This window comes from Acinetobacter sp. YH16044, from assembly GCF_013417145.1.
Lineage (GTDB): Bacteria > Pseudomonadota > Gammaproteobacteria > Pseudomonadales > Moraxellaceae > Acinetobacter > Acinetobacter amyesii.
Genome location: NZ_VPEK01000172.1, coordinates 1 through 1,158, shown reverse-complemented (window position 1 = coordinate 1,158; position 1,158 = coordinate 1). Strand labels below are relative to the sequence as shown.

Genomic DNA, 1,158 nt, shown 5'->3' with positions numbered 1-1,158 from the left:
ATTAGCTCAGCGCAATTCTGCTCTCAGTGCTAGGAATTAATACTATTTCCACTCAACCGACTTTTCGGCTCAGTAGGTGTATGTATTCAAACAACCATAAAAACAGGTCTATTTTGATTGTAAGGTATTGAATCTTGACAAATTTGTCATGATGTGTTAGTATCTCTCTCATTACTAAAAGAACAATAAAACACTAGCCTTCAGGTACATCAATTTTATAAGTCATTGATTTTATTTAATACTGTTTCAATAGCGACAACGGTATTTTTATATTTCTTTATAAATCAATAATTTATAAACCATCTAAAATCTATCAAAATATGCCTATATCCCTTACAGCATAAGGCTTTCAGCCACATCAAAAACAATTCGGATAAACAGAGTAATAGATACTATCTAACATACATATATCTCTACTACATCTATAGCTATGTATAACATATAAATATATCAATCTTTATATAGTAAATATCATATTAACTATTAGCTTATATCTTCTCTATGTATCTAATATCAATACAAAATAAGACTTATATTCCCTTTAACTAATTAATGAGTAAACTTTTAAAAACAAGTAAGTATTTAGGCTATCCAATCAATACAGCATATAAATTAAAACAATCTAACATGAAAGAGATTTATCTAGCTCTAGCTCATGCTAGGGATACGATAGATCGACCTATAGCTTTAAGATATACAATAGGACTAGATAATAACCATTCATTCGATATTAACAAATTAACTAGAAAGATTAAGAGCTTATTTAAAGATGGGTACAGCTTTATATATAGCTTTGAATATGCAGAATACAAAGGATTGCATTTAGAAATGATGTTAGTAGTAGATCAGAATAAACATAATCCTTTAACAGTCTTTAACCTTTTAAGAAAGGTACTATTCAACTTAAATGGTGTAACCATAAATATTGAACAGGAATATAAGAAAGTTTCTTTTAACTTCCATGAACGAAAGGAAGAATATTTATCTGATTCAGGTGGAAGTAAAGTAGGACACAATTTAAAAAATGCAGAACAATTTAAAGATTGTATGTATCGAGCTTCATACCTAGCTAAACAGGATGACAAGCAACAAGTACAATATAAGAAAACATTTGGAACAACAACAGGCTAACAATGATCGACTATAATCAACATTTAA

1 protein-coding gene is annotated in these 1,158 nt (G+C 28.6%); it reads left to right on the top strand.

Going from position 1 to position 1,158, the window contains the following annotated elements; genetic code table 11:
• Positions 1-552 precede the first annotated feature (552 nt).
• Positions 553-1,131: an inovirus-type Gp2 protein gene (locus tag FTV38_RS17815; RefSeq protein ID WP_179995757.1), complete on the top strand. Its 579-nt coding sequence runs from the start codon at positions 553-555 to the stop codon at positions 1,129-1,131.
• Positions 1,132-1,158 lie beyond the last annotated feature (27 nt).